The following is a 26,165-nucleotide window of genomic DNA, read 5'->3' on the forward strand; positions in this document are numbered from 1 at the left end:
CGAACGGGCTGCCCCCGCCCTGCGAGGCGTCGTGGCCGTACGGCGACTGCTGGGCGCCCGGGTAGCCGTAGCCGCCGGGGACGCCCTGCTGACCGGGCTGGCCGGGCTGCATGCCGTACGGCTGCGCGGCCGAAGGCGCGGGCGCGGGCACGAGCGGCGCCTTGAGGGCGGGGACCAGCGGACCGGCGACGGCGGCACCGGCCAGGACGAGGGTGGCGATCAGGCCGAGGACCAGACCGGTGCCCGCGTTGTCGGTCTCGAAGACCCACATGAGCACGGTCCAGGCGGAGGCGACGGTGAAGGCGGCGCCGACCTGGCCGAGGTCGAGACCGGCCACCTTGCGGGGCTGCGGCAGGCTCCGGGAGAAGACGACGAGCGCGGCGCCCGCGATGGCGAGGAAGAACGAGCCCCAGCCGAGCGGCGAAACCTCCCAGGAGTTGGGGATGTCGAGCCGGTCGCAGAGGGCGGCGGGGCCGTCGCAGCTGGAGACGTCCAGGAACGAGGCGATGAACAGCACCACCGCGGCACCGAGCAGCACGCCATCGCCTCGGGTGAGGGAGCGGATATTCACGTAAGAATCCTTCGTAGGGTCGTCGTCGCGTCGAAGTGGCGCTCAAGGTCAGGCACGGGGGCGGCCCCATGGTACGGAGCGAATCTATCGCCCGCCGGTCCTACCCCTTGAGGTAGGTGGTGATGCCCTCGGCCAGCCCCAGCGCGGCTTTCTGTCGCCACGAGGCCGAGGTGAGCAGCCGCGCGTCGGCGGGGTCGCGCATGTTGCCGCACTCGACGAAGACCTTGGGGACGGTCGAGAGGTTGAGCCCGCCGAGGTCGCCGCGGACGTCCAATCCGGTACCGCCGCCGATGTAGTTGGCGGGGGAGGTTCCGGTGGCGCGGGCGAATCGGTCGCGGATCTTCTCGCCGAGTACGCGGGAGGGCGCGACGATCCGCGAGGTGTCGGCGCCTCCGGCGTGGACCCGGGCGGGCAGGATCACGTGGAAGCCCCGGTGTCCGGCGGCCGATCCGTCGGCGTGGACGGAGACGACCGCGTCGGCGCGGGCGTTGTTGCCGATCCGGGCGCGCTCGTCGATGCAGGGTCCCCACGGGCGGTCGCCGTCGTGGGTGAGGACCACCTTGGCACCGCGTGCGGTGAGGAGGTCGCGCAGGCGCCGGGAGACGTCGAGGGTGAACGACGCCTCGGAGTACCCCGCGTTGGTGGCGGTCCCCGTGGTGTCGCATTCCTTGCGCGTCGTCCCGATGTTCACCTTGCGGTTGATCTCGGCGGTGTGGCGGGCGTTGCCGGTGTTGTGGCCGGGGTCGATGACGATCGTGCGTCCGGCGAGGAGACGGTGGCCCTGGGAGGCGGGCAGCGAGGGGTGGGCGGGGGCGAGGGTGACGGCCGGCGGGCGGGGTGCGGTGACGCTCTCCTGCCGGGTCTCCTGGGCCGCCTCGCTCAGTGGCGCTGCCTGCGAGGTCGCACCGCATCCGGCGAGCACGGCTCCGCTCCCCGCGACGGCGAGGGCGAGAGCCAGTGCGCGGGCGGGGCGACGGCGGATGGTCTTCCGATGGTCATACGGCACCTGGGCGACTCTAGGCCCTGTGGGTGGCGAAATCGCGTAGCGGTCAGGTCGCAGCTTGGTTACTGCGGCCCCGGAGCGGTGGACGCGTGTGTGGGGGAGCGGGAAGGGTAGAGGACGAAAGGCGACGGTGGGGTGCCACCGCGCGAAGACCCACAAGGGGGAACGACGGTGGGCGAAGACCCGAACCAATTACGTCCCGAACCGTCCGGCGACGATGCTTCAGGAAACCACCCGGGGGCCCAGGGCCCCCCTCCCCGAGGCCCTCAGGGCCCCGACCCCAGAGCCCCCCGGGGCTCCGATCCCAGAGTTTCGCAAGGCCCCGCGTCCGCCACCCCGGCGGACCGGTCACCGGCTGACCGGCCCCCGGCCGACGCGCCTCCTTGGCAGGCGCCCTCCGGCCCCACCGGCCCCTCCGGCCCGACAGGCCCCTCCGGCCACACCAGCGCGACCGGCCCCACTGGTCCCACCGGCCCCGCCAGCACACCCGGCCAAACGAACACCCCCAGCCAAACGAACAACCCCGGCCCCTCCCGCACACCCGGCGCACCCGGTACAACCGGCTCCGCATCCGGTTTCGGTCCGCCGGTTCCGTCCCACGACGACTCCGTTCCCGCCGGGGCGTCGGCCGCGTACTCCGGGGGAGCCGTCCCCGCCGGAGCCGTGCCCGCCATGGCCGGGGGCGGAGCCCCGCCGCCGTTCCCGCCCGCCCCGCCCGGCTACGGCCCCCCGTCCGGCGGCGGCGGGCCCGGAGGCTTCGGGGGTTCCCAGGGCGCGGGCTCGCGCGGCGGGTGGGCCCCCGCCAATCCCGCGCAGGCCCTCGCGATCGGCCTTCTCAACCTCTCCGGTCTGGGAATCGGCTACGTCCTCCTGCGCAACTGGATCGGCGCCGCCCTCTGCTGGATAGCCACCGCCGTGCTCCTGGTGGCAGCCCTCCCCGCCGACGTCGACGGCGTCCCTGGCGGCTTCCTCATCGGGTACGGCGTCTTCCTGCTCGCCGTCGCCCTCGACGGCGCCCGGCGCGGGCTGCACGCGGTCCTCTCCGTCGGCGAGTCCTTCCGCAGGCTGGTGTTCCCGCTCGCCCTGGTGCTGCTCGTGGTCCCCGTCGGGAGCACCCTGGCGTACGGGGCGGCCCGGGACGAGGCCCGCGAGGAGGTGCTGCTCGCCCGGCTCGCCTCCGCCGACGTCCGGGTGAAGTCGGCGGACGGCCTCTCCTTCAGCATGGCCGAGCCGGTCTACCGCATGGCGCTCGACGAGTACCAGGACCTGGGGCTGCGGCACGCGGGCTCCCGGGCGGGCAAGCTGGTCCCCGCCCGCCTCGACGCCTTCTACACGAGGGTCTCCGCGCCGTACGGAAAGGAGTCGTACTGCGAGGCGGTCGACCCGCTGACGTATCTGCGGGGGCTGCCGAACACCTTCGACAAGGATCTCCTCGGCACCCGCCCCGCCCGCATGGACGACCCGCTCGCCAAGTCGCTCTACGAGTGCGGGACCAGCGCGTTCGGGGAGGGCGGGCAGTCCCCGACGGCGGACGAGAGCCTGAACACCCTGTACATGACCTTCCCGAAGTCGCCGTACGCGCTCAAGGTCGAGCCCGCGGTGAAGGAGACGGTCAAGAAGTGGACGGACTCGATCAACAGTGGTTCCGTCACCTGTGACACGGCGAACCAGTTGCGCGTCCTGCGCGCCTCACTCATCCGGATGAACGATCCGGCCGTCGCCCCCCATGTGGGCACCGCCGCCGCCGGGGTCCAGAAGGGCACGTTCGCCTGCGGGACCTCGCAGTTCAAGGACAAGAAGTTCGGGGACGCCATCACGACGATGGAGGGCTTCGCCAAGGACTATCCGAGCAGCCCGCAGGCCGGTCACGCCCGTGCGATCGCCATCGCCGCCGAGATCGCGGAGAAGGAGCCGGAGGCGGGGAAGAAGCTCCCGCCCGCCGAAGAGCCCGGTGGCTCCCGCATGGTGATGGTGGTCAGCAACGACGGTCCCGGCTCCGTCGACCTCCTCTACACCGGCCCCGTCAGCGGCAAGGTCACCCTCGACCCGTGCAAGACCTGCACCAAGTACCGCACGGGCTTCCTCGTGCCCCGAGGCGGCAAGAACGAGGTCAAGGCCTGCACCGGCCCCTCCTCGAAGTACCCCAAGGCGACCCTGCTGCTCCCGGCGGGCACGTACCACTTCCTCCAGAAGCGGGCTGCCTCGGCCGGTTCCACCGGGGACACCAAGGCGAGCAAGACGAAGATCGAGCCCGGCTACAGCTACACCAACTGCCTGTACGTGACCTCGGTGTTCTGAGCCGGGCCAGGGTCCGGGGCGTCGGTCAGACCCGGCGCAGCACCCGCAGGGAGCCGGTGACGGAGACCTCGTCGAAGTCACCGGACTCCAGGGCGCGCAGATAGATCCGGTACGGCGCCTGACCGCCGTCCGCCGGGTCGGGGAAGACGTCGTGGATGACGAGCAGGCCCCCGGGGGCGACCTTGGGGGCCCAGCCCTCGTAGTCGTTCCCGGCGTGCTCGTCGGTGTGCCCGCCGTCGACGAAGACCAGACCGAGCTGCCCGGCCCACACCCCGGCGACCTGCGGCGACCTTCCGACCACCGCGATGACGTGCTCTTCGAGCCCCGCCGTGCGCAGGGTCCGCCGGAAGGTCGGCAGCGTGTCCATGACCCCCACCTCGGGGTCCACCACGGTCTCGTCGTGGTACTCCCAGCCCGGCTGCTGCTCCTCGCTGCCCCGGTGGTGGTCCACGGTGACGGCGACCGTGCCCGCCCGCCGCGCCGCGTCCGCGAGCAGGATCGTGGAGCGCCCGCAGTACGTGCCGACCTCCAGGAGCGGCAGCCCGAGCTTCGCCGCCTCCACCGCCGCCCCGTACAGGGCGAGCCCCTCGCCGACGGGCATGAACCCCTTCGCGGCTTCGAAGGCGGCGAGGATCTCGGGCTCGGGCACGGACATGTCTGACTCCTACTGGCGGGTACGGGGGTACGGGCGCCCATCGTGCCCTACCCGTCGCACTCGAACCACACCGTCTTCCCGCCCGCCTGCTCCTGTGCTCCCCACCGGTCCGTCACCGCCTCCACCAGGAACAGTCCCCGCCCGCCGTCGTCCAGCGGGTCCGCCGCCTTCGCCGGTACGGGGCCGGGCACCGTGTCCGCGACCTCGACCCGCAGCCCGTACGGCTCGCGCAGGATCAGGATCGAGCACCGCCGGTCCGGCACGTGCCGGACGACATTGGAGACGAGTTCGGTGAGCGCGAGCGCGGCGGATTCGTACACCGGATCCAGTTCCCAACGCGTGAGGAACAAGCGAAGGATGCGACGCATGTGACGAGCGGAGTGGTCACCCACGGTGAAACCCATGCGGTAACTCGTACCAAGTTCCGCAGGGTAGAGGTCTGTTGCGTGATTCATGCCACCAGAGTGGACCTATATCGTTACGCTCGGCTACGGCACGAACACAACGCTTCATCGCGTCAGCTTGGGGGTGACCTCGGCATGGTCAACGTCCGCGAACTCGATCCCAACGCTTCGCCGCTGGACTACTTCGGGGCGGAGCTACGTCGTCTGAGAGAGGAGGCCGGTCTCACTCAGCAGCAGTTAGGGAACATCATCTACTGCACGGGTTCGCTGATCGGTCAGATCGAGACGGCGAAGAAGGTCCCGACGAGGCGCTTCGCGGAGCAGTTGGACGCGGCGCTGATGACGGCGGGGCACTTCTCGCGCCTGATCGGACTGGTCCTGAAGAGCCAGCTGCCCGCGTGGTTCCAGCCGTACGCGGACCTGGAAGCGAAGGCGACGTACATCTCGACGTACCAGTCGCAGTTGGTCTACGGGTTGCTCCAGACGCCGGAGTACGCGCGGGCGGTTCTGAGCATCGACCACTCGGATCGGTTGGACGAGTTGGTGGCGGCTCGAATGGAACGTCAACGAGTCTTGGACCGAGAGCACCCGCCGGTCGTTTGTGTGGTCTTGGACGAGGCCGTACTGCACCGCCAGATCGGTGGTGCCGAGGTGATGAAGAAGCAGCTGGAGTATCTGTTGACCTTCCGGGATCACCCATGGGTTCAGGTTCAGGTCCTTCCCTTTGGGGCCGGTCAACACTCCGCGATGATGGGTTCGTTCAACCTGCTGCGCTTCGATGGCGACCCGGACATTTTCTACTCTCCGGGGTACGGCGGGGGGCATATGACCGCCGATCCGCAAGTCATAAGGGAGCGGTCGGTGAGCTACGCTCGATTGCAGGCCACGGCCCTCTCTCGGGAGGAGTCGGCCGTACTGATCGAACGTGTGATGAAGGAGCGGTATGGGCACCAGCCAGGACCTGCGGTGGCGTAAATCGTCGTACAGCGGCTCCGATGGCGGCGACTGCATCGAGTGCGCGCCGATCGGTGACGCATCCTGGAACAAGTCGTCGTACAGCGGTCCTACCGGCGGCGAGTGCATCGAGGTCGCCGACCTCGCCGCGCACATCGCGGTGCGGGACTCGAAGGACCCGCAGGGTCCGGCGTTCCTGGCTTCCCCGGCGGCGTTCACGGCGTTCGTGAGCGCGGCTTCCGCAGGTCGTATCGGCCACTGACGCACCCGGCGCGTCCCGCGATCCCCGTCCCCGCCACGATGGCGGGGGCGGGGATCGTTCGTTGGGTCAGGCGGGGTCGGCACCGACGTTGGCGAGCATGCGCCGCAGCACCTTGAGGGTGGCCACGTACTCCTCGTCGCCGATGCCCTCGTGGACCTCGGCGCGCAACGCGGTGGCCAGATCGCGCAGTCGGACGCGGGCGGCTTCGCCCTCGTCGGTGAGGCTCAGCAGCCGTTCGCCGTCGAGCCGCAGCCAGGCGCGGTGCAGCAACTGGTCGACGACCCGGGGTATTTCCTGCGGTCCGTCCGCCAGATGGGTGAGTTCGGCGACGACGTCCTGACGGGTCGGCGGGGCGGGGCGATAGTTCACATGGTTGAGCACCCAGTACTGGGGCTGGGTGGCGTCGATCCTGGCCATGGCGTCCCGGAGCCGCCGGGTGACGGCGGCGTGCACCAGACCGCTCCAGTAGCCCACGGGCTGGGTGGCGAGCATCTCGTCGACGGCGGCGGGATCGGCCAGCGCCTGGTCGGTGAGGTGAGTCTCCAGAGGCTTCATGATCACGACGCTAGCGGCGGGCGGAGCGGCGTACGGCGACTACACGCCACCACGGATGGCGGAGCCCTATCGCAACTCCCTTGCATCTGCGAGTAATAAGCGCAAAGCTTGAGCAGTCCTTACCGAACCTTGCTCGCCCTTGCTCGTCTTCGCTCGCCCTTGCTCTTCCTGGCTCGTCCCTACTCGTCACGTCACGGTGGACGCGGAGCTTTCCATGCCCTTACTGCCTGCATCCGGGCCCCAACGCACCCTCGCCGTCTCGAACTTCGTCTACACGACCGGATCCGGGCTCTATATGACCGCCGGGGTCCTCTACTTCACCGAAGCCGTCCACCTCCCGGCCGCGCAGGTGGGCCTCGGGCTGGCCTTCGCGGGCGGTCTCGCGCTGGCCGTGGGGATCGGCGTCGGGCACCTCGCGGACCGGCACGGGGCGCGCGGGGTCTTCGCGGTCACCCTCGTCGTGCAGGCGCTGGCCACGGCGGGGTTCCTGCTCGCGGACGACTTCCGGCTGTTCGCCCTCTCGGTCGGCGCGGCCATGGGCGCCAAGGCGGCGGGGCTGGCCGCGCGTTCGCCGCTGATCAGGCACTACGGCGGGGAACGGCCGCAGGAGTTCCGGGCGTATCTGCGCGCGGTGACCAACGTGGGCGTCTCGCTCGGCGCGCTGCTCGCGGGGTGGGTGGTCCAGGTGGGGACCCTTCCGGCGTACCGGCTCCTCGTCGTCGGCAACGCGCTGGCCTTCGCCGCTTCGGCGGCGGTCCTGGTCCGGCTGCCCCCGGTGAAGCCGGTCCCGGTGGCGGGCGGTCCCCGCTGGATCGCGCTGAGGGACGGGCCGTATCTGCTGCTCACGGCGCTGGACGGGGTGATGGCCGTGCAGTTCAAGGTGCTCACGGTCGCCGTACCGCTGTGGCTGGTCACGGCGACGACCGCGCCCCGCTGGCTCATCTCGGGAATCATGCTGGTCAACACCGTCCTGATCGTCGCGTTCCAGGTGCGGGCCAGCAAAGGGGTGGACTCGCCGGTGGCCGGGGGCTCGGCCTACCGGAAGGCGGGCGTGGCCTTCCTCGGCTCCTGCGCGCTGATCTCCCTGGCGGCGGGGGCTCCGGCATGGGCCGCGACCGCCCTGTTCCTGGGGGCGGTGGTCGTCCACACGGTCGGCGAGCTGTGGCACTCGGCGGCGGGCTTCGAGGTCTCCTTCGCCCTCGCCCCGCCGCACGCCACCGGCCAGTACCTCGGCGTGTTCGGCCTCGGCGCGGGGCTCTCCGAAGCGCTCGGTCCGGCGCTGCTGATCGGCCTCTGCATCACCTGGGGTCGGCCCGGGTGGTACGTGACGGGCGCGCTGTTCGCCCTGGCGGGCGCCGTGGCACCGCTCGCGGTCCGCTGGGCGGGGAGACGGGAGGAGGGGGCGGAGGAGTTGCGGGTGGGGGTGGCGTGAGTGCGCTTGGGGGGTGCCGTGCCCCGGCCCGGGGGTTTTCGGGGGCCGCCGCGCCCCGGCCCCCTTCCGGGACCGGGGCGGCGGGGCGCCCTTCGTGACGTCCGGGGTCAGTGCGCCCAGACCGTCGGCACGAAACGGAAGGCGCTGCCGTCCTCCGCGACGTGACAGACGGAGGGGAACGACAGGTGGGAGGCGAGCAACAGACCACCACTGGAAGCGAGTTCGGTGAGAAGCCGGCGGCGGACCCGGATCGACTCCTCCGGGTCGTGGTCGAAACCGTTGTGCCACTCGGGCTTGGCGGGCCCGGTCTGGAACACGGCGTCACCCGCGAAGGTCAGCAGATCGCCACCGGATTCGAGGCGGATGACACTGTGGCCGGGCGTGTGGCCGCCGGTCCGCTGGATGAGGACGCCGGGAGCCACCTCGTACTCCTTCTCGAACGGACGCAGCTGCCCCCGGTAGAGGTCGAGGAACTGCGCGGCCGTCCGGCGCAGCACCTCGGGGACGGGGCCCGGCATGACCGTACGGGTGAAGTCGGGCGCGTCCCAGAACTCGGCCTCGGCGGCGGCGAGATGGACCCGAAGGTCCTTCCGGAGCCGCCCCCGGAGCCCCTCGACGAGCAGCCCGCCGACGTGGTCCATGTGCAGATGGGTGAGGACGACGTCGGTCACGGACGCGGGATCGATCCCGGCGGCGTCGAGCCGCGCCGCCAGCTGCCCGGCGCGGGGGAAGCCGGGGAACTCCGTACCGAGCCCGGAATCGACGAGGATGGTCCGGTCGCCACTGCGGACGACGGCCACGTTCAACGGCCAGTCGCACACCTCCGGCGGCAGGAACATCTCCCCGAGCCAGGAGGCCAGTTCCTCCTTGGCGGCGTTGGTGGCGAGCGTGGACGTGGTGATGGGCAGCACGCCGTCGCTGATGACGGTGACCTCGATGTCCCCGACCTTGAGCGCGTACCGCGAGGGCACGGCTTCGTCGTACCCGGGAGTGTGGGCGTGGGGGTGGTCGAGACGGGGGCGGTCGAGATGGGTGTGGCTCATGGTCTTCCCCTCCTGAACGAGCGGACCGGGGGACGGCCTGCTCTGCGGACCGACGGCCTGCTGTGGGGACCGGCGGTCTGCTCTATGGACCGGGTAGGGGCGGGATGTGTGACGGGTTGAGGCGGATACCTGGAAAAATTCGCAGGCATACGGCAACAGAAGGGAACTATTCTGCCGATCATGATCAACTGGACGAGTGTCGAGGCCGCCGACTGCGCCGTGCCCGTCGGCCACCCCATGGACGACCTCGTCCGCGAGCTGTCCGATGCGCTGGCGGATCCCGATCCACTGGTCCGGGACGGCGCGCCCTACGCCGTCCTCGCCACCTGGATCGAGCGCGGGACGATCGAGAGGTCCCGGCGGCTGGAGCTGGGGGACGAGATGGCCACCCGGTTCACCCACCCTCGGACAGAGGCCCGCACCTTCGCGCCCCTCGTACTCGACATGCTGGTGACCGCAGGGGACTTCGAGCCCCGCTGGGTCGACGCGTTCGAGCGCTGGTACCCGGCGGAGCGGGATCTGCGCGGCCGTGACGAGACGCTCGGCTGGCTCCACGCGGTGGCGCACGGCGCGGACCTGCTGGCCTGCTTCGGTCTCCACCCCGAGGTGGCGCCGACGCGGATGCTGGACCTCGCCGCCGCGCGGCTGACGGCGCCCACCGACCACGTCTGGGACCAGTTGGAGGACGACCGTCTGGCGCGGGCGATCGGCCGGGTCCTCACCCGAACCGACATGAGCGAACGTGACGCCGTCGACTGGCTGGAGCCGATCGCCGACCGCTTCGGGGCCGACCGCATCAGCACCCCCGTCCCCGCTCACCTCGGCAACTGCCTGCGCACCCTGCGCCTGCTCTACATCCTCGCCGACCGGGGCGTGCGCCCCACCAGCGAACTGCCCGCAGAAACCCTCCACCACCGCGACGCGGTCAAGTCCGCCGTCGCCACCGTCCTCGACCGGATCGTCAGACGCTGACCCAGGGCACTTCCCTGCCGGGGCCCCGGCAGAGGCTCGCCGGGCGAGAAGAGACTGCCGGTGAGGGCGGGCCGCTGGTCCGCGCCGGACTCCGTGCCAGTCCGTACCGCTCTGGCCTTGGCCCGCCCGTCAACTCGGCGGCAGCCAGTAACACGATCCGGTGAAGTGGAGGCTGTGGAGGCGTAACGACGCGATCCACCGTTCCTACGATGCCGCATGACACAACACTCACGTACTTCCGACACGGGTGAGGGCACGGGTGCGGGCGCGGACACGGCCACGAGTGCGGCCGAACCCGGCAGGGCGCGCGAGCTGTACGCGGACGTGCTGACCCATCGGCTCCCCGAGGAACCGGCCCGTCTCGACGCCCTGACCCACGCCTTCGACCCGCAGACCCGGCGACGACTGGACGCCGTGGGGGTCGCGCCCGACTGGTCCTGTCTGGAGATCGGCGCGGGTACCGGGACCATCGCCCACTGGCTGGCCGAGCGATGTCGCCGGGGGCGGGTCACCGCGACCGATCTGGACGTGAGCCTGGTCCACGAACCGGTGCCGGACAACCTCGGGGTGCTGGTCCACGACGTCACGAAGGACACCTTCCCGGAAGGGTCCTTCCAGCTGATCCACGCCCGCGCCGTACTGATGCACCTGCCTCAGCGCGAGCAGGTCGTCACCCGGATGCTGCCCTGGCTGGCCCCGGGCGGCGTCCTCCTGGTGGAGGAACTGGTCGACTTCCCCCGCCACGGACTGCCCGAATCCTCCCCGCTCAGGAAGGTCATCGACGCCTGGTGGTCCTCCCTCGCCGCGTCCTACGGCATGGACGGCGGCTGGGGCGTGCGGGTGGCGGCGGCCATGCGCGACAGCGGCTACGAGAACGTACGGGCCGAGGCGGACCTCCTCGCCCTCCACGCCGGATCACCGATCGCCGAGTTCTCCCGGCTGACCATCCAGACGATCGCCCCCCGGCTCATCGGCTCCGGACTGCTCGGCGAAGCCGACGTGAAAGCGGGCCTGGAGGAATTCGCCGACCCCGGCCACCTCTCCTTCCCGATCGCGGTCATCGCCACCACCGGCCGACGCCCGAGGAACTGAACGGACGCCGCCGGAGCCCCGGCGCACGGCCGACGGCCCCCGAGGGGGCGTCCCTCCCTCACGACCAGACGAGTCGCCCGTCGACGATCGTGCAGGTCGGGTTGCCGCCCTCGGCGATCCGGGTCAGCCGCTCCGCCTGGAAGTCGAAATAGTGCGCCAGCGACTCGTACTCGCCCGTGATCGTGATCTCACCCACGAACCATCTGCCGACGCGCCCGTCCCGGACGTCGACGAACTTTCCCGTCCAGCCGTCCCGATCCGACAGGAAGGGAATCCACTCGTTGCGCCAGAACGGAATCTCCGTCTCCCCCGGGGGATTGAACCCGCTGGGCGTGGAGTGGTTCGCGTAGAGCTTCTCCATCGACCGGATGCCCAGGAAGAAGATCCCCTCGTCCGGGAACCGGTCGAAGCCGCAGCAGGCCGCATCGTCGTCGAACTCCTCCTCGGAGGGGTCCAGGTTGTTCTGGAGCAGCCACGCCCGCAGATCGGGAGGAAGGGGCAGCCCCATCCGTTCCTCGGCGGCGGCGAGCCGCTCTTCCGTGGCGGGCCCAGGCAGATCGGCGTGATCGGCCGGGGCGTACTGCCGAAGAACCCCCATCACACCCGACCAGCTCTCCGTCACGCTCATATCTCGCTGTCCTCTCCACGCGGAATGCCGGAAACCTCGCAGGATGCTACGCGGAGACACCGAGTCCCCGGGACACCGAGGCTCGGGGACGCCGAGGCCCCGGGACACTGAGGCCCCGGGACACACTGAGGCTCTGGCGGCTTCGATCAGGTGACGGTCCGACCCGGCGAAGGGAACTCCCCGAGGCGATCGCGCACCCACCGCGCGAACGAGCCGGGCGGTCGGCCCGTGAGGAGTTCGACGTCACCGGTGACGAGGGCGGAGGCGGGGCGTCGTAGGGAAGCCTCGGCCAAGGCCTCGACGAGGGCCTCGGGGCGCCCGTCCGCCCGCATACGGGCCCGTGCGAGAGCGGCGGGCACCGCCTCGAAACGCAGGTCCCGGCCGAGAGCGGCGCCGAGGAGACCGACCTGCTCGGCCCGGCGCAGCAGGGCGGGGCCGGTCAGCGCGTAGGTGTCCCGCGCGAAGGCGCCGGGCCCCCCGAGCAGGACCGCCGTGACGGCGGCGGCCACATCCCGCTCGTCGACGACGGCCGTCGCAGGCATGTCCGGCCCGCTCACCACGTCTCCGGCGCACAACTGATGTGCCCAGCCAAGGGTGTTCGACGCCAAGGTGTCACTGCGCAGTACGGTGAGACGAAGCCCCGCGCCACGGAGCAGGGCCTCCATGTCCGCGTGCACCTGGACGATGGGATCGCTCTGACGGCGGGCGGCGCCGTCGATGGCGGTGGAGGAGAGATAGACGACGTGCGGGGAGACGGCGGCGAGTTCGGCGACCAACGGCCCGGCGGGGGCGGAGTCGAGCAACGGCCAGACGAGGAAGACGGCGTCGACACCGCGAAGCGCGGCCCGGACGGAGGGGCCGTCGGTCAGATCGCCGACGACCACCCCCGTACCGCCCCCTGAAGGCCCGGCCGGCCGCCGCACGAACCGGCGCACCGAGGGCCCGCGCCCCGCCAACCGCGCGACGACCTCCCGGCCGACATGCCCGGTCGCGCCGGTGACCAGTACCGACGAAGAGGAAGAGAGTGCGTTCATGCGGGGGACGCTAGGCCTTCAGGCCGACCTGAAGGCAAGGGGACGAGCCCGATGAGAATCGGCGAGGCCGCCACCGAACTCGGCGTGGAAACCCACGTCCTACGCCACTGGGAACAGGTCGGCGCCCTCACCGTCCCCAGAGACACCCAAGGCCACCGCACCTACGACACCACCACCCTCGACCAGGCCCGAACCGTGGCGAAACTCCGCCGAGTAGGCCTCTCCCTGCCGGAAGTCATCGCCGCCATGACACCGGGAAAGACAGCGGCCCAGAACGTCATTCGAGCCAAAATCGAAGCCCTGGAAGCAGAAATCCACACCAGACGCCAGGCGATCACTTTCCTCCAGCACACGGTCGAATGCAGGCACAGATATCTCGACGAGTGCGAGGAGTGCGCGGGGTTCGTGAGGGAGGAGTGAGGGGGCCCGCGAGACCGGCCTTCGACCGATCCAGCTCTCGTGGGTCAAACGTCAAGGCCCTTCACGTACTCCTCGAAGGGCACCGACTCGGCCAACGCGATCCGTTGGTATTCCAGGTAGGTATTCACATCGCCGTCGAAGACCTCCCGGCCTTGAAGGCACGGATATCCTCAGGCCTCCTGAGGGACGCTGTAGGCAGGCAGGGTCTCCAGTCGCCATGCCTCGCTCCGGAACCCGCGAAACTTGGCGGTCCAGGCTTCACCATCCAAGAGCATCGAAAGCCTCCCTGAGAACATGCTCCGGAATCTCCACCAATTCCTCGCCACCGGGCGGGGTGAAAGCGTCGGACCTGACTCCCTGGACGACGATGGAACCGCGTTCGGTCCGGTACAGATTGGGGCAGTCGTTCTGGCTGCATTCGGGATCGTCGACGTTCCCGATGCGGGGGAGGGGCTCATGCGGTGTCCCTCCCCGTGGGCAGCGTCGTCACCTCGTGGGCCGTCGCTCCGTGGGAGCGGAGCCAGGTGGGGAGGGAGCCGTGGTGGCTGCGGATCCACAGGAGGGCGCGGTGGAGGTGGCGGGGTTCCACCGGGCGGGTGTTGTGGGCGCGGGGAGACGGTGACGCCGAGTCCGTCGTCAGGCCCAGCTCCGTGTTGGAGCGTACGAAGTCCGCCGTCACCTCCGCCTCCGACGCCCCGAGCAGGGATTGCAGGACCGCGACCACCACCCCCGTCCGGTCCTTCCCCGAAGCGCAGTGGACCAGGACCGGCGCGGGCTCCTCCGCCGTCAGCCGCCGCAACACCGTCAGGGCGGCGCGCCCCGCGTGCTCCGCCATCGCCGGGTACAACTCCATCTGCTCGTCCGGCCACCGCTGCTCGGCGAAGACCGGAACGTGCAGATGCCCGATCCCCGACCCGTGCAGGACGTCCGGCCGCGCGGCGACCTCGGGCAGACTCCGCAGGTCCACCACGGTCCGTATCCCGAGCCCCGTCAGACCTCGGGCGCCCTCCGCCGTCAGGCCGTCCAGCGCGCCGGACCGGAACAGCAGCCCCTTCGGCAGCCCGCCGACCCCGCCCGCGTCCCGCAGATTCCGCACTCCGTCGATCTTCATCGAAGCACTCTAGTGCCGCAGGTCTCGAACCCGCCGTCCTCGGCGATCCGGACCCGACGCCGTCAGCCGCCCGACGCCCGCGACGGGGGCAGGGGCACGCTCGCGCTCTGCGACGGCACCGCCGAGCTGGTCCAGGCGCCCTCCGGCGACTGGAGCCGAGCCCGGTCGCACGGACACCACCACTGACGCGGTGTGTCACCTCAGTGGTGGTGTCATTCCGAGCGACCTGCGGAACCGGCCCGGGGGCGGGAGCGGTGGAGGGGCCGGGCTCAGGCCCTCGCGGGCTCCAGCGCGGCCGTACGCGCGGCCAGTTCCCGTACCGCGCGGACCAGGGCCGCGTTGTCCGGGGTGTCCGTTCCGTCCGGCAGGGTGGTGCCGTCCTCGAAACCGATCCGGGCCTCGTGGCCGTCCTCGATCGCCGCCCGCACCAGCGGCCAGACCGTGGGACCCTCGCCGTGGTACAGGATCGGGCAGGTCACCCCGGCCGCGAGGATCCGCCCGGCCATCGCCCGCGCCGACGCCACCGCCTCCTCCGGGTCCTCCTCCAGCGGCTCGATCAGGATGCGCACATTGCGGTGCAGGGTCGGGGAGGCGAGGAGCGCCGGGACGTCGTCCATCGTCCACACCGCGCTCTCCAGCACCATGCCCCGCTCCACCACCAGTTCGGCGGTCTCGGCGGCGCCCTCCTCGCAGAAGGCGACCGACGCGAAGTCGGGCAGCACGTCCCACGCCTTGACCAGCTCGTACCGCTCCTCGGGACCGTCGCAGGTCCACAGGCCGGTGGTGGTGCCGACCACCGCGCCGGGCGCGGTGGCCCGGATGGCGTTCAGCACCTCGGCGAGCGCGTCGGGGCGGATGGTCTGCCCGCCGTCCGGGGTGCGGACGTGGAAGTGGACGACGTCCGCACCGGCGGCGAGCACCGCCAGGGTGTCGGCGGCGATCTCCTCGGCGGTGACCGGAACGGTGGGGTGCTCGGCCTGGGAGCGCCCGCCGTTGACGGCGGCTTTCAGAAACACGGTGGTCCTTTCGGAAGGGGGATGGCGGGGAAGCGGGCCGGTTCAGGCGGAGGCGTTCAACCGACGGAGCGTCTCGGTGGCGCCGGTGAGCGAGCCAAGCGGCTTGCCCTCCCACAGCTCGGCCACCAGCGCGGGCTCCTGCGCGTCGTCCTCGATCGCCTCGTCCAGGACGGCGGCGAGCCGTCCGGCCGGGGCGATGATCAGTCCGTTGGCATCGCCAAGGACCAGGTCACCGGCGTGCACCGGGACCCCGCCGCAGACGACGGGGGCGCAGAGCGCGCCGTCCGCAAGACCGTGCAGCTTGGTGGTGAGCGGGGTGCGGCCGTACGCGTACACCGGCAGGCCGAGCTTGCGCAGGGCGTCGATGTCGGTGCAGAGGCCGTCCACCACCGCGCCGGCCGCGCCGCGCGAGGCGAGCGCGTTCACCAGCACCTCCCCGAGCGGGGCGTGGCGCCGGTCGCCGCCGGTGTCGACGACGAGCACATCGCCCGGTCCGACGAGCCCGGCCGCGTGGTGGAGCACGGTGGAGTCGGTGGCGGTGGTCCGTACCGTCACGGCCCGGCCGACCAGCTTTCCCTCCCCCGCCTGACGCTGGAGCGCGGGGGCGCAGAAACCTTCCTCCAGGTAGTGGCCGAGGGTGGGGAAGTCCACCGTCCGCAGCCGTTCGGCGAGGGCGGTGTCGAGCGGGGCGGGCAGTTCACGAAGATCGAGCGGCATGGGAGCGGGTCACCTCGGTCCGATGATGATGCGGCGGTTGCGGAGCACGGGAAGCACCGTGCGGGCCCGGTCGATGCGGTCCTTGCCCGCGTCGGTGACGAGCAGCGAGCGCTCCTCCTCGCCGAGCGCGGCACGCACGACGCCCAGCGGGTCCACCGCCATCGACATGCCGATGCAGTCGGGGGTGGTCAGCGAGGCGGCCACCACCCAGCAGGTGTTCTCGATCGCCCGGGTGCGCAGCAGGGTCTGCCAGTGGTCCTCCTTCAGCGGCCCCTTCACCCAGGCCGCGGAGACCGCGAGGAGGTCCGCGCCCATCTCCACCAGGGAGCGGGTGAACTCGGGGAAGCGGATGTCGTAGCAGTTGACCAGGCCGACGTTGAAGTCGCCGATGCGGACCACGACCGGACCGGTGTCACCGCGCTGGATGCGCCGCGACTCCTTGTAGCTGAAGGCGTCGTAGAGGTGCATCTTGCGGTAGAGCCCGAGGATCTCGCCGCTCGCGTCCACGGCGGCCATGGTGTTGTACGGCAGCGCCGTGCTGCTGTCCTCGTATCCCGCCGCGATGATCGCGATGCCATGGGTACGGGCGATCCGGGAGAGTCCTTCGAGGAAGTCGTCCCAGTGGGCGAGGGCGAGTCGAGCGAGCGGCGCGTCCGTCTCGTCGGAGAAGTCCGAGGGGACCATGGCCTCCTCGGGGAAGACGACGAGTTCGGCGCCCGCCTCGGCCGCCTCGGCGGTCATCTCCTCGATGACCACGAGGTTGGCCGCCGCGTCTGCGGTGGGGGCGAACTGTGCTGCGGCGACCTTCACGGCCGTATCTCCTTGGTGCGAGGGGTCGGGGAGCCACTGGGGCGGGCCGGGGTGCGGGGCGCACCGCGGCGCGGGGTGCGCGGCCGGTCCGGGCCGGTGCCCGTGGACCGGCCGGGCGGGGCGGCGGTCATTCGGCGAGCAGCCGGGACCGGTCGGGGTCCCAGCCCGCCCGGACCGGCGATCCGGCGGTGAGCCCGCTGCGGTCGGTGCCTCGGGACTCGGCGATCAGCTCCGTACCGTCGGCGAGGGTGAGGTGGTAGCGGGTGGCGCTGCCCAGGTAGACGATCTGCTGGAGGACGCCTTCGAGGAGGGCCCCGCCGGGGACGGGCTCGCCGGAGGCGTCCGAGAGGCGGATGTTCTCCGGGCGTACCGCGAGATGGACCTCGGCGCCGTCGGCGAGGGAGTGGTCCCGGGGTACGGGAACCGCGCCCAGACCGGGCACGGCCAGCGTCCCGCCGTCGAGCCGTCCGGTGAGGAAGTTGGAGGTGCCGATGAAGTCGGCCACGAACCGGGTCGCGGGCCGCTCGTAGATCGCCTCCGGGGTGTCCACCTGGAGCACCCGGCCGCCGTCCATGACCGCGATGCGGTCGGACATGGTCAGCGCCTCCTCCTGGTCGTGGGTGACGGTCACGAAGGTCACCCCGACCTCCCGCTGGATCTTCTTCAGCTCCAGCTGCATCTCGGCCCGCAGCTTCTGGTCGAGTGCGCCGAGCGGCTCGTCGAGCAGGAGCAGCGAGGGACGGCCGATCAGCGCTCGGGCGATGGCGACCCGCTGCCGCTGGCCGCCGGAGAGCTGGGCGATCGACCGCTCGCCGTAACCCTCCAGACGGACCAGGGCGAGTGCTTCGGCCACCGCCTGTCCGATCTCCGCCTTGGGGCGCAGCTTGCGCACCTTCAGTTCGAAGGCGACGTTCTGCGCCACCGTCAGGTGGGGGAAGAGGGCGTAGCTCTGGAAGAGCATGTTCAGGTCGCGCTTGTGCGGCGGCACACTGTTGGCGGGGACGCCGCCCAGCTCCACGCTGCCCTCGGTGGGCGTCTCGAAGCCGGTGATCATCCGCATCAGGGTCGTCTTGCCGCAGCCGGAGGGCCCGAGGATGGAGAAGAACTCGTTGCGCCGGATGTCGAGGGTGACGTCCCCCACCGCCCGGGTGCCGCCGAAGGACTTGCCGACTCCGGTGAGGCGTACGGCGGGTGCCCCGGTTCCGGCGGGTGCCGCCGCGGGGGCGGTCTTCGTGTCAGTGCTCATGTCGTCAGGACGCCTTCACCTTGGTCCAGCCCTGCTGGAAGTGCCTCATCGCGGTGCCCGGGTCGAGCAGGAACTCCGCCTTCTCGACCGCCGCGTCGGAGGCGTAGACGGCCGGGTTCTCCAGCGCCTTCTTGTCCTTGACGTGCTGCCGCGCCTGGGCGTTGGTGCTGGCGCTGCCGCCGTCGTCGGTGGCCATGGCCGCGATCTCGGGGCGCAGCAGGAAGTTGATGAAGGCGTAGGCGGAGTCGGTGTTCCTGGCGCCCTTGGGGATGGCGAGGCCGTCGGTCCAGATCGAGCCGCCCTCCTCGGGGAGCACGTAGTGGACGTTCGGGTTGGCGGCGACGACCTTGGCCATCGCGGTGCCGCTCCACGCCTGGGCGGCGCACGCCTGGCCGGTGGACAGCAGCTGCGGGTAGTTGGTGGAGTTGTAGCCCGCGAGCATCTTCTTCTGCTTCGTCAGTGCCTCGGTGGCGGCCCCGATCTTGCCCTCGTCGGTGCTGGTGGCCGGGGAGCCGGTCACCTGGAGACCGGCGATGTACGCCGCCAGCATGTTGTCCAGCATGTAGACCTTGCCCTTGTACTTCTCGTCGAAGAGCGTCTTCCAGCTCGTCGCCTCCGGGACGCACGTGTCGTTGTACGCGAAGCCGGTGGTGCCCCAGATCCACGGCACGGAGAACTTGTTGCCCGGGTCGTACGACGGGTCGCGGAACTTGTCCGCCAGGTTGTCCAGACCCGTGATGCGCGCGTGGTCGAGCGGCTGGATCAGCTTCTGTCCGATGAGCTGCTGCACGCTGTACTGGCTGGGCTCCACGAGGTCGTAACCGGCCGAGCCCGAGCCGAGCTTGGAGGTCATGGTCTCGTTGCTGTCGAAGGTGTCGAGGGTGACCTTGATCCCGGTCTCCTGCTCGAACTTCTTCACCACGCTCTCGGGGATCTCCCCGGCCCAGGCGTAGATGTTCAGCTTCTTGCCGCCGCCCCCGGACGCCGGGTCCGAGGCGGAGCCGCCGCAGCCGGTGGCGAGGAGGGCGGTGACGGCCGCGACGGAGACGGCCAGCGATGCTCTGGAGACACTTCTGGTGCGCATGGGGGTGGCGCCTTTCGTACGTGACGGAAGAACCGGGGGAGGGAGGGGAGGGCCGTACGGGGGAGCGGGGCGGGCTTTACGGGGGAGCGCGGGGCTTACGGGGGAGCGGGGCGGGGCGTACCGGCTGGTTTCGGAGCGGTCGCCGCCCGGCCGGCGGGGGTCAGGAGCGGTCGCCGCCCAGCAGGACCCGGCGCATCTGCCGCAGCCCCACGCCGAGGATGATCAGCAGGGTGAAGAGCACGAGGAGGGTGCCCAGCGCGTTGATCTCGGGGGTCAGTCCGCCCTTGAGCATCGAGTACACCCGCAGGGGGAGCGTGGTGCTGCCGATGCCGTTGGTGAAGGTCGACATCACGATGTTGCCGAAGGAGATGGTGAAGCTCAGCAGCCACGCGGCGAGCAGCGGCTGCCGAAGGAGCGGGAGCGTCACCCGGCGGAACGCCTGCCAGGGGTTGCAGCCGAGGTCGGTCGCCGCCTCCCCCAGCGAGGAGTCGAGCGCGTTGTAGGCGCCCAGCACGATCAGCGCCGCGTAGGGCAGGGTCACCACCAGGTGCCCCAGGACCAGGGTCGTCATCCCGAGGTCCGCGTTCATCGCGCCGAAGACCGACAGCAGCGCCACGCCCAGCACGATCTCCGGGACGATCAGCGGCAGGAACAGCCCGCCGGAGAAGAGCGCCTTGCCCCGCGAACCCAGCCGGGCCATGCCCATCGCGGCGAGCAGGCCGCAGAGCGTGGCGAGGGTGGCCGAGATCAGGGCGGTCTCGGCGCTCACCCGCAGCGCGGCGAGGAGTTCGGTGTTCTCCGCCAGCGTCCCGTACCAGCGGGTGCTGAACCCGCCCCATTTGTAGGTGACCTCGGAGTCGTTGAAGGAGAGCACCACGACGACGATGATCGGGATGTAGAGGAAGGCGATGACCCCCCGGGCGAGCCAGGCGGTGACGGTGTCGAGTGCGTGCTTCATGCCGACTTCCTCCTCAGCCGCCGGGCGGCCAGTCCGAACACCGCCATCGAGGCGACCATCAGGAGCAGCAGCAGCACGGAGGCCGCCGCGCCCATCGGCTGGTTGCGGAACTCGGTGTAGAGGGTCACGATCAGGTTGCCGACGAGCTGGTCCCGTCCGCCGCCGAGCAGCACCGGGATCACGAACACGCCGAGGGTGGGGATGAAGGTGAGCAGCGCCGCGGCGAGCATCCCGGGCCGGGCGATCGGCAGCAGCACCCGGGTGTGCACCCGCCACCAGCCGCAGCCCAGGTCCCGGGCGGCCTCGCCGAGCGAGCCGTCCACCCCGCGCAGCGAGGCGTAGATCGGGAAGATCGCGGTCGGCAGGAAGGCGTAGACCAGGCCGATGAACGAGGCTCCCTGGCTCGGTATCCACTGGGTGGCGCCGTCGGTGAGCCCGATCGCGTCGGTGAGGCTGTTCACCGGGCCGCCGGGGCTCAGCAGGTTGATCCAGGCGAAGGTGCGGACCAGGAAGTCGGTCCAGAACGGCACGATGATCAGCAGGAGCAGCAGCATCTGCCGCTGCGGGGGGCGTCCGGCCAGGTAGTACGAGACCACATAGCCGAGCAGCAGGCAGACGGCGGTGTTGAGCGCCGCCATGCCGAGGCTGTAGCCGAAGACCTTGAGATAGACCGGGTCCATCAGGTCCTGGTAGTTGGCGAGGGTGAAGCCGCCCTGGATGCCGCCGTAGGCGTCCGCGGAGGCGAAGCTGTTCCGCACCACCAGGAGCAGCGGCACCAGCACCAGGCCGAGGACGGTGATCCCGGCCGGGGCCAGGAGCAGGGTCGTCGTCGCGGCCCGCCGGGCGCGCGGCTCCTTGCCGGGAGCGGCCCGGCCCGCACCCGGCCGCGCGGGGGGTGCGGCGGTGGCGGCCGTGACCGTCACCGGGCGGTCCGTCGGCGCATCAGGCCGGCGGGAGGGGTGGTGTGCATGCGCTGCTCTCCTTGTCCAGGGGCGGGTTCCGCTCCGGCCCGGCCGAGGGCGGGTGCCGGGATCCGTCCGGGGCTGCGGGGCGCCGCCGGAGGGAACGGGGTTGCGGATGGACAAATAGTCGGCGAACGGGCGGGGCCCCGGAAGACGGAACCGGAACGAATACCGTGGAAAGAGCGGCCTATTTCCACGCATCTCGCGGCCGTGGCCCGGCGTGACGAACCGCGGTGACTGTCGGGCATGATGGTGTTGACATGCGGAAACGTCCACGCGTACGCGGGCGGGGCCGCCGCCCGCGCGGAACGTTCCGGAAGGAGCCCCGGTGATCGACGACCTCGACCGGCAGATCATCGACCAGCTCAGGGTCGACGGCCGCCGTTCCTTCGCGGAGATCGGCCGTACGGTCGGCCTCTCCGAAGCCTCCGTACGCGCCCGCTACCAGCGGCTCCAGCGCAAGGGCGTGCTCCAGGTCGTCGGCATGACCGACGCGGTGCGGATGGGCGAGATGGAGGTCCACCTTGCGGTACGGGTCCACCACATCCCGGTCTCCCTGGTCGCCCGGGAACTCTCCCGGATGCCCGAGGTGCGGTACGTCGCCTCCTGCGTCGGCCCCTACGACCTGATCGTGGACGTGCGCTGCCGGAACCTCGAACACCTCGCGGAACTGCTCACCGAACGCGTCCGCCGGGTCAACGGCGTCGCCCACGCGGAGGCCCTGACCGTACTGGAGGTCATCAAGGACTCCTACCTCTGGGCAGGCTTCCGGGAGGTCCCGGTGCGGCCGGGGGAACGGATCATCCCGGGCTGACGGCGGGGTGGATGAGGCAGGGCTGACGGGTGGGGTGGATGCGCAGGGCTGACGGGTGGTGCGGATGAGCCAGGGCTGATCGGTGGCGCGCGCCGCTCCGCAGCTCCTCTGCTCCGTAGCTCCTCTGCTTCGCTACGCCTCTGCTTCGCTACGCCTCTGCTCCGTTACTCCTCCGCGACGCCCTGGCCCACCGAACTCGCCAGCCCGCTCCAGGTGTAGTCCTTGAACAGCTCAAGGAGCAGGAGCACCTGCACCCGGGAGACCCCGGGCAGCATCCGGATGTCGTCCAGCAGCTGGACGAGCTGTGCCTGATCCCGGCAGGTGCCCTCCAGGAAGATGTCCTGGCTGCCAGCGCAGAGCGCCACATGGTTGATCATCGGCATGCCGGAGAGCGTCTTGGCCACGGCCTTCGGGGTCAGATCCCGGACCCGGATCATCAGCCGCACCGACTGGTGCCCCAGCCGCAGCGGGTCGCAGAGCGCCACGATCCGCAGGACCCCGCTCTCCTGGAGCCTGGCCACCCGCTGCCGCACGGTCGCCTCGGAAACCCCCAGGTCACGGGCGAGAGCGGTATAGGGGGTCCGCCCGTCGCGGGTGAGCGCACGCATGATCTTGCGGTCCGTGTCGTCCAGCACGCCCCCACCATGTCACTCATATGGCGGCATCACGTCCCCATGTGCTATCCGTCACAAATCGGATGGAACGATGTCGTCCGGGATCCGGGATCCGGGACCCCGTACGACGTCGGCGCCTATCACCCGGTGGTGATCGTCGGCGAGAACGGCGACGACGCCGACTGCGACGACGCCATCCTTGAATTCGGCTGGCGCACCCTCAAGCCGCCGTAGCCCCGGGCGCACCGACGCCCACCCCCGAACCGGGGCCCCTGCAGCGCACCCCGGGGGGCTCCCCTCCCGCTTCCCGGGGTGCGCGCGGGACCGGTCCCGCCGGGATGGGCTCCCGCGCCGGGACCCCTCTGGCCCACGGCGTCGGCGCCCCCGCCCGTACGGTCGGCCAGGGTCAGGCTCCGGCCAGGACTCCCCGCAGTCCGAGCACCCCCGCCTTCCACTCCTCGCCGTCCGACTCCTCCCAGAGTTCGAGCAGCTCGGACTCCTTGCCGAGGGTCCGGTCGAGCGCCGCCACCGCGAGCGGTCGCAGCTCCGACGGGAGTATGGGCAGCGGCTTCTTCGGGCCGTACGACGTGGTCACCGCGGCACCTCCCGGGCACTGCGCCGCGATCAGCGCCGCCGAGGCGATGGCCTCCATCGACACGTCCGCGTCCAGGTAGTCGTCGTCCGCCGTCGCGGCGACCTCCCGGAGCACCGCCCGCAGCACCTCCGCCTTCCCCTCGTCCGACGCCTCGTCCACGCGGTAGGAGAAATCCGCTGCGGTGTCGTTGTCGAAGGGGCCGATGTCCCACGTACCCATGGCGCGTCCACACTTTCCTCGTTGCCGAACCTGTCCCTCGTATCGTGGCAGCCCCCACTGACAACGGCCTGTCAGAGCCGTGTGCTTGGATCGCCGACATGACGACGGACGACGACAACCGGCACTTCCCGGAGGGCTCCGCCGAGCTGTGGATCGGATCCGTGCCCTCTCTCGGGCCCGGCGGCCGTGACGTGTTCCTCGGGCTCGGTCCGGGCGCCGACGAGCCCGGCGCCCGGCTGGCGCGGCTGCTGCTCGATCGGGGGCACGAGGGCGAGGAAGGCGTGTTCTACCTGCTGCCGGAGGACCTGGCCGCCCGCTGTGAGCGCACCGGCGACCGACTCGCCGTCACGCTTCTCGCCCGCCGGGACGTCCTCGCGCACAGCCTCCGCGAGCGCCCGGAGGAGGAGCGGGCGCTGCCCGGCGCACTGCCCGCCGACCCGCTCGACGCGGACCGGGTCGTCCTGCTCCGCCGCGAACTGACCACCGGTTTCGACCCCGTCGAGGAGGACGGGGAGTGCCGCCCGGTCCTCCTCGTCGACCACGCCGCCGGTCCGGACGCCGGGCCCGAGGAACTGACAGCCCTCTTCGAGGAGGGCGAGGCGGGTATCGCCGTACTCAACGCGGAGTGGATACCGGGCCGGGGGTGACGCCTTGCTGCGGTGCGGGGTGGTGGGGGGTGGGTGGTGCGGTGCCGTGAGGGTGGTGCGGTGAGGGTGGGTGCGGTTCGGCCCCGCCCCCTCGGCCCCGCCTTGCAGAGACCTGCCCGTCAGCCCCCGCTCACCGCAGTGGCCCCGCGATCGCCGTCAGCGCCGTCAAGTGGCGTCGGTACGCGGCCATCCCCTGCTCCGTCAGGCGCAGCCAGGTGCGCGGGCGGCGGCCCACCTGCCCCTTCTCGACCGTCACCCAGCCCGCTTCCTCCAGCCGCGAGACCTGTTTCGACAGGGCGGAGTCGGTGATCTCCACCAGGTCCCGTACGTACCCGAACTCGGCCTTCTCCACGGCGGCGAGTGCCGCGACGACCGACAGGCGCACGGCCGAGGCCAGCAGCGGGGCGAGGCCGTGCCTCGGGTGAGGGGCCCGGTCCGCGTCCATGGGCGCTTCCTGCGTCATGCGGCCCGCGCTTCCCGTACGGCGGCCACGGCGCCCGGCAGGGCGCAGACCAGGGCGGCGACCACCGCGAAGACGACGCTGCCCGTGAAGAGCGTGAGCCCGAGGACGAGGGCCGCCGCGTAGGCGACACCCCAGGCGCCGAACACCTTGGCGTGCCGACCGCCGTAGCCGCGCGGTGTCACCGGCTGACGCGTGGCGAACAGGCTCAGCCCCAGGACCACCACACCGTTCGCGGCCGTCCCCGCCATCACTCCCGCCGGGCCGCGCCACAGCAGCAACGTGGGCACCAGGACGAGCTGCCAGGCGGCGAACATCCACAAGTACCGCACGTACCAGCGGCTTTTCCCTCGCGCGGTCGCCTCGATCCGCGCGATCCCGCTCAACGCGGCCACCGCTTCGGTCCGCTCCTGCATGACGTGCCCCTCCCGGTCGTCCCTCGTGATCCATGTCATTTTCATGATCTTCGGGATGTCCAGATTGGCATCTACTTTCCAAAGTGGCAAGTAGATGCCGGAGTGGCGAGTCGTCCGGTCGGCGGTCGTAATCCGAGCCGTATCCGACCTTCCTTCGGAATGGAACGTGTTCTAATCTGCGCCGCATGGGCATCGCCATCACGCACGAACAGCGGGAGCTGGCCCGATCCGTCCGGGGCTGGCTCGGTCGCGTCGTACCCCCCGAGGTGGTCCGCAAGCACCTCGACGTCCCCGGCACCGCCACCGGCCGCCCCGCCCACTGGGACGCCGCCGCCGGACAAGGTCTCCTCGGACTCCATCTCCCCGAGGCCGTCGGCGGAGGCGGTGGCGACCTCGTCGACCTCGCCGTCGTCGTCGAGGAAACCGCGCGGGCCCTGCTGCCGGGCCCGTACCTGCCCACCGTCCTCGCCGCCGAACTCCTCCACCGCGCCGGCCACGCCGACCTCGCCGCCGCCCTCGCAAAGGGGGAACGGATCGGGGCGGTCGGCTTCACGGGGACGGGACGGGGGGAGGGGGGAGGGCCTGGGCCGGACCTGCATCCGGACGCGGGCCCGGACCCGCACCCGCATCCGGCCCAGGGCGCGGACCCGCACCCGCACCCGCATCCGGCCCAGGGCGCGGGCCGGGACCCGCACCCGGCCCAGCACGGCGCGTCCCCCGCCCCGTACCCCCGCCCGACCCCCCGTACCCCCGCCCCCCTCACCGCCCTCCGTACCCCCCACGGCTACCTTCTCGACGGCGCCGCGCCCCCCGTCCTCGGCGGTGGCCACGCCGATCTCGTCCTTCTGCGGGCCGCCACCGCCGACGGTGACGTCTGGCTCGCCGTCGACGTCGACGGGCTCTCCGTCCGGCTCCACGAGAGCGCCGACCCCACCCGGCCCACCGCCGAGATCACCGCCCACGCCCTGCACGTCCCCGCCGAACGCGCACTCGCCCTCGACACCCCCCTCGTCCACGATCTGACCGCCGTCCTCCTCGCCGCCGACGCCTGCGGCACCGCCGCCCGTGCGGTCGAGACCGCCGCCGACCACGCCCGTACGCGCGTACAGTTCGGCCACCCCATCGGCCGGTTCCAGGGCGTCAAACACCTCTGCGCCGACATGCTCGTCCGGC

Annotated in this window: 32 protein-coding genes; 12 read left to right on the forward strand and 20 right to left on the reverse strand. The window is 71.3% G+C overall.

Going from position 1 to position 26,165, the window contains the following annotated elements; all coding sequences use genetic code 11:
• Both BU197_RS10755 and BU197_RS10760 read right to left on the reverse strand, forming a co-directional pair.
• Positions 1–571 (reverse strand): DUF5336 domain-containing protein (locus BU197_RS10755; RefSeq protein ID WP_188268045.1); only part of this gene is annotated, 571 nt, incomplete at its 3' end.
• Positions 572–671: 100 nt separating this feature from the next.
• Complete coding sequence (locus BU197_RS10760) at positions 672–1,577, reverse strand: N-acetylmuramoyl-L-alanine amidase (RefSeq protein ID WP_188268046.1); 906 nt, start codon at positions 1,575–1,577, stop codon at positions 672–674.
• A gap of 669 nt (positions 1,578–2,246) precedes the next feature.
• Here BU197_RS10760 and BU197_RS10765 point away from each other — a divergent pair.
• Positions 2,247–3,872 carry a hypothetical protein gene (locus BU197_RS10765; RefSeq protein WP_223183374.1) on the forward strand — a complete coding sequence of 542 codons (1,626 nt, stop codon included), beginning with the start codon at positions 2,247–2,249 and terminating at the stop codon, positions 3,870–3,872.
• Positions 3,873–3,897: 25 nt separating this feature from the next.
• On the opposite strand, the gene BU197_RS10770 is transcribed toward BU197_RS10765, so the two are convergent.
• Entirely contained in the window at positions 3,898–4,527 is a 630-nt protein-coding gene (locus BU197_RS10770; protein WP_188268047.1) for a class I SAM-dependent methyltransferase, read from the reverse strand.
• Positions 4,528–4,574: 47 nt separating this feature from the next.
• Complete coding sequence (locus tag BU197_RS10775) at positions 4,575–4,877, reverse strand: ATP-binding protein (protein ID WP_317452209.1); 303 nt, start codon at positions 4,875–4,877, stop codon at positions 4,575–4,577.
• A gap of 189 nt (positions 4,878–5,066) precedes the next feature.
• Here BU197_RS10775 and BU197_RS10780 point away from each other — a divergent pair, with 189 nt between their 5' ends.
• Together BU197_RS10780 and BU197_RS10785 are read left to right on the forward strand one after the other, a co-directional pair.
• Positions 5,067–5,906, forward strand: a complete 840-nt coding sequence (locus BU197_RS10780; RefSeq protein ID WP_188268049.1) for a helix-turn-helix domain-containing protein — start codon at positions 5,067–5,069, stop codon at positions 5,904–5,906.
• Positions 5,875–6,147, forward strand: a complete 273-nt coding sequence (locus BU197_RS10785) for a DUF397 domain-containing protein (protein WP_188268050.1) — start codon at positions 5,875–5,877, stop codon at positions 6,145–6,147. Before BU197_RS10780 ends, BU197_RS10785 begins: the two co-directional genes overlap by 32 nt.
• 66 nt (positions 6,148–6,213) lie before the next feature.
• On the opposite strand, the gene BU197_RS10790 is transcribed toward BU197_RS10785, so the two are convergent.
• A complete protein-coding gene (locus BU197_RS10790) occupies positions 6,214–6,702 on the reverse strand; it encodes a MarR family winged helix-turn-helix transcriptional regulator (protein ID WP_188268051.1) in 489 nt (162 codons plus the stop codon).
• Positions 6,703–6,916: 214 nt separating this feature from the next.
• Between BU197_RS10790 and BU197_RS10795 the strand changes: the two genes are divergently transcribed.
• Positions 6,917–8,134 carry an MFS transporter gene (locus BU197_RS10795; protein ID WP_188268052.1) on the forward strand — a complete coding sequence of 406 codons (1,218 nt, stop codon included), beginning with the start codon at positions 6,917–6,919 and terminating at the stop codon, positions 8,132–8,134.
• A 107-nt stretch (positions 8,135–8,241) separates the two neighbouring features.
• On the opposite strand, the gene BU197_RS10800 is transcribed toward BU197_RS10795, so the two are convergent.
• Positions 8,242–9,177 carry an MBL fold metallo-hydrolase gene (locus BU197_RS10800; RefSeq protein ID WP_188268053.1) on the reverse strand — a complete coding sequence of 312 codons (936 nt, stop codon included), beginning with the start codon at positions 9,175–9,177 and terminating at the stop codon, positions 8,242–8,244.
• A gap of 180 nt (positions 9,178–9,357) precedes the next feature.
• On the opposite strand from BU197_RS10800, the gene BU197_RS10805 reads away from it, so the two are divergent.
• Both BU197_RS10805 and BU197_RS10810 read left to right on the forward strand, forming a co-directional pair.
• Positions 9,358–10,149, forward strand: a complete 792-nt coding sequence (locus tag BU197_RS10805; protein WP_188268054.1) for a DUF2785 domain-containing protein — start codon at positions 9,358–9,360, stop codon at positions 10,147–10,149.
• 216 nt (positions 10,150–10,365) lie between these two features.
• Positions 10,366–11,241 carry a class I SAM-dependent methyltransferase gene (locus tag BU197_RS10810; protein WP_188268055.1) on the forward strand — a complete coding sequence of 292 codons (876 nt, stop codon included), beginning with the start codon at positions 10,366–10,368 and terminating at the stop codon, positions 11,239–11,241.
• Between the two features lie 58 nt (positions 11,242–11,299).
• Here BU197_RS10810 and BU197_RS10815 read toward each other — a convergent pair whose 3' ends face one another.
• Both BU197_RS10815 and BU197_RS10820 read right to left on the reverse strand, forming a co-directional pair.
• The gene (locus BU197_RS10815) at positions 11,300–11,869 is read right to left on the reverse strand and encodes an SMI1/KNR4 family protein (RefSeq protein ID WP_188268056.1); all 570 of its coding nucleotides are present in this window, start codon (positions 11,867–11,869) and stop codon (positions 11,300–11,302) included.
• 146 nt (positions 11,870–12,015) lie between these two features.
• A complete protein-coding gene (locus BU197_RS10820; RefSeq protein WP_188268057.1) occupies positions 12,016–12,903 on the reverse strand; it encodes an NAD(P)H-binding protein in 888 nt (295 codons plus the stop codon).
• Positions 12,904–12,954: 51 nt separating this feature from the next.
• On the opposite strand from BU197_RS10820, the gene BU197_RS10825 reads away from it, so the two are divergent.
• A complete protein-coding gene (locus tag BU197_RS10825; RefSeq protein WP_188268058.1) occupies positions 12,955–13,323 on the forward strand; it encodes a MerR family transcriptional regulator in 369 nt (122 codons plus the stop codon).
• A 454-nt stretch (positions 13,324–13,777) separates the two neighbouring features.
• On the opposite strand, the gene BU197_RS10830 is transcribed toward BU197_RS10825, so the two are convergent.
• Positions 13,778–14,434, reverse strand: a complete 657-nt coding sequence (locus tag BU197_RS10830; RefSeq protein WP_188268059.1) for a tyrosine-protein phosphatase — start codon at positions 14,432–14,434, stop codon at positions 13,778–13,780.
• 12 nt (positions 14,435–14,446) lie between these two features.
• Between BU197_RS10830 and BU197_RS10835 the strand changes: the two genes are divergently transcribed.
• A complete protein-coding gene (locus tag BU197_RS10835) occupies positions 14,447–14,620 on the forward strand; it encodes a hypothetical protein (RefSeq protein ID WP_188268060.1) in 174 nt (57 codons plus the stop codon).
• An 83-nt stretch (positions 14,621–14,703) separates the two neighbouring features.
• Here the strand turns inward: BU197_RS10835 and BU197_RS10840 are convergent, their stop codons facing one another.
• From BU197_RS10840 to BU197_RS10870, 7 genes are all read right to left on the reverse strand, one after another.
• Positions 14,704–15,450 (reverse strand): 3-keto-5-aminohexanoate cleavage protein, encoded by a 747-nt coding sequence (locus tag BU197_RS10840; RefSeq protein WP_188268061.1) that lies wholly within the window; start codon positions 15,448–15,450, stop codon positions 14,704–14,706.
• A 42-nt stretch (positions 15,451–15,492) separates the two neighbouring features.
• Positions 15,493–16,167, reverse strand: a complete 675-nt coding sequence (locus tag BU197_RS10845; RefSeq protein ID WP_188268062.1) for an RraA family protein — start codon at positions 16,165–16,167, stop codon at positions 15,493–15,495.
• A gap of 9 nt (positions 16,168–16,176) precedes the next feature.
• A complete protein-coding gene (locus BU197_RS10850) occupies positions 16,177–16,977 on the reverse strand; it encodes a carbon-nitrogen hydrolase family protein (protein WP_188268063.1) in 801 nt (266 codons plus the stop codon).
• A gap of 127 nt (positions 16,978–17,104) precedes the next feature.
• Positions 17,105–18,223: an ABC transporter ATP-binding protein gene (locus tag BU197_RS10855; protein WP_188268064.1), complete on the reverse strand. Its 1,119-nt coding sequence runs from the start codon at positions 18,221–18,223 to the stop codon at positions 17,105–17,107.
• Positions 18,224–18,227: 4 nt separating this feature from the next.
• Positions 18,228–19,307, reverse strand: a complete 1,080-nt coding sequence (locus BU197_RS10860) for a PotD/PotF family extracellular solute-binding protein (RefSeq protein WP_188268065.1) — start codon at positions 19,305–19,307, stop codon at positions 18,228–18,230.
• 160 nt (positions 19,308–19,467) lie between these two features.
• Positions 19,468–20,265 (reverse strand): ABC transporter permease, encoded by a 798-nt coding sequence (locus BU197_RS10865; RefSeq protein ID WP_188268066.1) that lies wholly within the window; start codon positions 20,263–20,265, stop codon positions 19,468–19,470.
• The gene (locus tag BU197_RS10870) at positions 20,262–21,188 is read right to left on the reverse strand and encodes an ABC transporter permease (RefSeq protein ID WP_317452210.1); all 927 of its coding nucleotides are present in this window, start codon (positions 21,186–21,188) and stop codon (positions 20,262–20,264) included. The genes BU197_RS10865 and BU197_RS10870 overlap by 4 nt, the downstream gene beginning before the upstream one ends.
• 367 nt (positions 21,189–21,555) lie before the next feature.
• Between BU197_RS10870 and BU197_RS31290 the strand changes: the two genes are divergently transcribed.
• Positions 21,556–22,041: an Lrp/AsnC family transcriptional regulator gene (locus BU197_RS31290; RefSeq protein WP_188268067.1), complete on the forward strand. Its 486-nt coding sequence runs from the start codon at positions 21,556–21,558 to the stop codon at positions 22,039–22,041.
• Positions 22,042–22,205: 164 nt separating this feature from the next.
• On the opposite strand, the gene BU197_RS10880 is transcribed toward BU197_RS31290, so the two are convergent.
• The gene (locus tag BU197_RS10880) at positions 22,206–22,676 is read right to left on the reverse strand and encodes an Lrp/AsnC family transcriptional regulator (RefSeq protein ID WP_188268068.1); all 471 of its coding nucleotides are present in this window, start codon (positions 22,674–22,676) and stop codon (positions 22,206–22,208) included.
• A gap of 9 nt (positions 22,677–22,685) precedes the next feature.
• On the opposite strand from BU197_RS10880, the gene BU197_RS10885 reads away from it, so the two are divergent.
• The gene (locus tag BU197_RS10885) at positions 22,686–22,889 is read left to right on the forward strand and encodes a hypothetical protein (protein WP_188268069.1); all 204 of its coding nucleotides are present in this window, start codon (positions 22,686–22,688) and stop codon (positions 22,887–22,889) included.
• Positions 22,890–23,061: 172 nt separating this feature from the next.
• Here BU197_RS10885 and BU197_RS10890 read toward each other — a convergent pair whose 3' ends face one another.
• The gene (locus BU197_RS10890; RefSeq protein WP_188268070.1) at positions 23,062–23,469 is read right to left on the reverse strand and encodes a DUF4259 domain-containing protein; all 408 of its coding nucleotides are present in this window, start codon (positions 23,467–23,469) and stop codon (positions 23,062–23,064) included.
• 98 nt (positions 23,470–23,567) lie between these two features.
• On the opposite strand from BU197_RS10890, the gene BU197_RS10895 reads away from it, so the two are divergent.
• A complete protein-coding gene (locus BU197_RS10895; protein ID WP_188268071.1) occupies positions 23,568–24,116 on the forward strand; it encodes a hypothetical protein in 549 nt (182 codons plus the stop codon).
• A 130-nt stretch (positions 24,117–24,246) separates the two neighbouring features.
• Here the strand turns inward: BU197_RS10895 and BU197_RS10900 are convergent, their stop codons facing one another.
• The gene (locus BU197_RS10900) at positions 24,247–24,579 is read right to left on the reverse strand and encodes a winged helix-turn-helix domain-containing protein (protein ID WP_223183375.1); all 333 of its coding nucleotides are present in this window, start codon (positions 24,577–24,579) and stop codon (positions 24,247–24,249) included.
• Positions 24,576–25,031: a hypothetical protein gene (locus BU197_RS10905; protein WP_188268072.1), complete on the reverse strand. Its 456-nt coding sequence runs from the start codon at positions 25,029–25,031 to the stop codon at positions 24,576–24,578. Before BU197_RS10905 ends, BU197_RS10900 begins: the two co-directional genes overlap by 4 nt.
• A 146-nt stretch (positions 25,032–25,177) precedes the next feature.
• Here BU197_RS10905 and BU197_RS10910 point away from each other — a divergent pair.
• Positions 25,178–26,165, forward strand: a 988-nt coding sequence (locus BU197_RS10910) for an acyl-CoA dehydrogenase family protein (protein ID WP_188268073.1), incomplete at its 3' end; no start/stop codon positions are given.

The sequence above is a fragment of the Streptomyces sp. CBMA291 genome, assembly GCF_014596525.1.
Classification (GTDB): domain Bacteria; phylum Actinomycetota; class Actinomycetes; order Streptomycetales; family Streptomycetaceae; genus Streptomyces.

Excerpts from the sequence above, each read along its gene's own strand:
- BU197_RS10765 (WP_223183374.1), top strand. The coding sequence starts at position 2,247 with ATGGCCGGGGGCGGAGCCCCGCCGCCGTTCCCGCCCGCCCCGCCCGGC.
- BU197_RS10770 (WP_188268047.1), bottom strand. The coding sequence starts at position 4,527 with ATGTCCGTGCCCGAGCCCGAGATCCTCGCCGCCTTCGAAGCCGCGAAG.
- BU197_RS10780 (WP_188268049.1), top strand. The coding sequence starts at position 5,067 with ATGGTCAACGTCCGCGAACTCGATCCCAACGCTTCGCCGCTGGACTAC.
- BU197_RS10785 (WP_188268050.1), top strand. The coding sequence starts at position 5,875 with ATGGGCACCAGCCAGGACCTGCGGTGGCGTAAATCGTCGTACAGCGGC.
- BU197_RS10790 (WP_188268051.1), bottom strand. The coding sequence starts at position 6,702 with ATGAAGCCTCTGGAGACTCACCTCACCGACCAGGCGCTGGCCGATCCC.
- BU197_RS10795 (WP_188268052.1), top strand. The coding sequence starts at position 6,917 with ATGCCCTTACTGCCTGCATCCGGGCCCCAACGCACCCTCGCCGTCTCG.
- BU197_RS10800 (WP_188268053.1), bottom strand. The coding sequence starts at position 9,177 with ATGAGCCACACCCATCTCGACCGCCCCCGTCTCGACCACCCCCACGCC.
- BU197_RS10805 (WP_188268054.1), top strand. The coding sequence starts at position 9,358 with ATGATCAACTGGACGAGTGTCGAGGCCGCCGACTGCGCCGTGCCCGTC.
- BU197_RS10810 (WP_188268055.1), top strand. The coding sequence starts at position 10,366 with ATGACACAACACTCACGTACTTCCGACACGGGTGAGGGCACGGGTGCG.
- BU197_RS10815 (WP_188268056.1), bottom strand. The coding sequence starts at position 11,869 with ATGAGCGTGACGGAGAGCTGGTCGGGTGTGATGGGGGTTCTTCGGCAG.
- BU197_RS10820 (WP_188268057.1), bottom strand. The coding sequence starts at position 12,903 with ATGAACGCACTCTCTTCCTCTTCGTCGGTACTGGTCACCGGCGCGACC.
- BU197_RS10825 (WP_188268058.1), top strand. The coding sequence starts at position 12,955 with ATGAGAATCGGCGAGGCCGCCACCGAACTCGGCGTGGAAACCCACGTC.
- BU197_RS10830 (WP_188268059.1), bottom strand. The coding sequence starts at position 14,434 with ATGAAGATCGACGGAGTGCGGAATCTGCGGGACGCGGGCGGGGTCGGC.
- BU197_RS10845 (WP_188268062.1), bottom strand. The coding sequence starts at position 16,167 with ATGCCGCTCGATCTTCGTGAACTGCCCGCCCCGCTCGACACCGCCCTC.
- BU197_RS10855 (WP_188268064.1), bottom strand. The coding sequence starts at position 18,223 with ATGAGCACTGACACGAAGACCGCCCCCGCGGCGGCACCCGCCGGAACC.
- BU197_RS10860 (WP_188268065.1), bottom strand. The coding sequence starts at position 19,307 with ATGCGCACCAGAAGTGTCTCCAGAGCATCGCTGGCCGTCTCCGTCGCG.
- BU197_RS10865 (WP_188268066.1), bottom strand. The coding sequence starts at position 20,265 with ATGAAGCACGCACTCGACACCGTCACCGCCTGGCTCGCCCGGGGGGTC.
- BU197_RS10885 (WP_188268069.1), top strand. The coding sequence starts at position 22,686 with ATGTCACTCATATGGCGGCATCACGTCCCCATGTGCTATCCGTCACAA.
- BU197_RS10890 (WP_188268070.1), bottom strand. The coding sequence starts at position 23,469 with ATGGGTACGTGGGACATCGGCCCCTTCGACAACGACACCGCAGCGGAT.
- BU197_RS10895 (WP_188268071.1), top strand. The coding sequence starts at position 23,568 with ATGACGACGGACGACGACAACCGGCACTTCCCGGAGGGCTCCGCCGAG.
- BU197_RS10900 (WP_223183375.1), bottom strand. The coding sequence starts at position 24,579 with ATGACGCAGGAAGCGCCCATGGACGCGGACCGGGCCCCTCACCCGAGG.
- BU197_RS10905 (WP_188268072.1), bottom strand. The coding sequence starts at position 25,031 with ATGACATGGATCACGAGGGACGACCGGGAGGGGCACGTCATGCAGGAG.